General features: G+C 59.4%; 1 protein-coding gene. It reads right to left on the bottom strand.

The features are described from left to right. Window positions 1-72: 72 nt before the first annotated feature. Complete coding sequence (locus tag V8359_RS19275; RefSeq protein ID WP_336430775.1) at window positions 73-1,458, bottom strand: IS1182 family transposase; 1,386 nt, start codon at window positions 1,456-1,458, stop codon at window positions 73-75. Window positions 1,459-1,536: the final 78 nt, after the last annotated feature.

Genomic DNA, 1,536 nt, shown 5'->3' with positions numbered 1-1,536 from the left:
GATTCTGTGGAAAAACTAACGTTTGCGAGCGCAGAAATAGCTATTCCAAATCCGGCGCGAACGCCTGTCCTATCAAGCTTTTCGCGTTTGCTGCGGTGCGGGAAAGACCTTGGCCAGTTTCCGGAGGTTTTGGGCGGTGGCGGCGAGGAGGAATTCGTCGTTTGCACCGCACGGCCCACGTAATCGGAGACGGCCCAAGCCGAGGATGCGTTTGAGATGCGCGAAGAGCATCTCGACCTTCTTCCGAAGCTTCATTGAGACGTCGTATTGACGGGTCTTGGCGATGTTACGGGCAATGTCTCTGGCATCTTCGTGCTCTTCACGGGTGATCTTGCGCGCCTCGGCGTTGGGGCAGCATTTGGCTTTGGATGGGCACGCCTGGCAGACGTCCTTCAATGCGCGGTATCGGGCTGTGCCCTTGCCGGTCGGCCCCCAGTTCGGGTCGGAGTAGTTGCGGCGGAACTGCTTCAGGGCGTGACCCTCGGGACAGATATATTGATCGTTCTCGGCATCCCACTCGAAGTCCGCCCGCGTCCAGGTTCCGTCGGTGCGACCGGCCTTGTCTATCACCGGGATATGGGGTGCGATCTTATGATCTACGAGCCAGCCGAGCATCGGCCCTGAGCCATAGGCGGTGTCCGCGATCAGGCGTTCGGGATGCAAATCGAACTTCGCCTTCACCCTATCCAGCATGGTCTTGGTTGACCCAACCTCGGCCTGCCGGATGGACCGCGTCGCCTCGACATCGACGATCACGCCATGATCCGTATCGATCAGGTAGTTGTCGGAATAGCTGAAGAAAGCAGGCCCTTTCCGGGCTGCGGTCCATTGGCTGGCCGGGTCGGAATGCGAGGTGAACTTGGGCTGGACCTCGCTGGCGGCACCGAACGCGGCCTCATCCAGGGTCTCAAGATACTCGCGAACGGCCCGCGGTGCGTCGGCGGGCTCGATCTGCCCCGCATCCCACTCTTCCTTCGGCGTCGAGTTCTGTTTGTTGGCATCGGCTTCGATCAAGCTCGCATCGACGGCCAGACGCTGACCGCTGACAAGGCCTTCTTCGATGCAGCGGGCAACGGTCGTTTCGAACAGGTGGCGGAGCAACTCGCTGTCGCGGAAACGACCGTGCCGGTTCTTCGAGAACGTGGAATGGTCCGGGACCCGGTCACTCAGATCCAGGCGGCAAAACCACCGGTACGCGAGGTTCAGATGAACCTCTTCGCAGAGCCGCCGCTCGGACCGGATGCCGAAGCAATAGCCCACCAGCAGCATCCGGATCAGCAACTCGGGATCGACGGACGGCCGCCCGGTATGGCTGTAGAAATCTGCAAGATGGGCACGGATGCTTCTCAGGTCGACGAACCGGTCGATGGATCGAAGCAGGTGGTCTTGCGGGACGTGATCCTCAAGCGAGAACTCGTAGAAAAAGGCCGCTTGCGCTTCCTGTCTCGGTCCCATCATTGCTCAACCCTCCAACTGATATGGAAAATTGAATCAGCAACTTACGCTCCGATCAAGCGCGAGTTTTTCAACAAAATA

This window comes from Roseovarius sp. E0-M6 (genome assembly GCF_037083845.1).
Classification (GTDB): Bacteria; Pseudomonadota; Alphaproteobacteria; order Rhodobacterales; family Rhodobacteraceae; genus Roseovarius.
The sequence above is the reverse complement of the archived record's forward strand: the minus strand, read 5'-3'. Positions and strand labels throughout refer to the sequence as shown.

Excerpts from the sequence above, each read along its gene's own strand:
- V8359_RS19275 (WP_336430775.1), bottom strand. The coding sequence starts at position 1,458 with ATGATGGGACCGAGACAGGAAGCGCAAGCGGCCTTTTTCTACGAGTTC.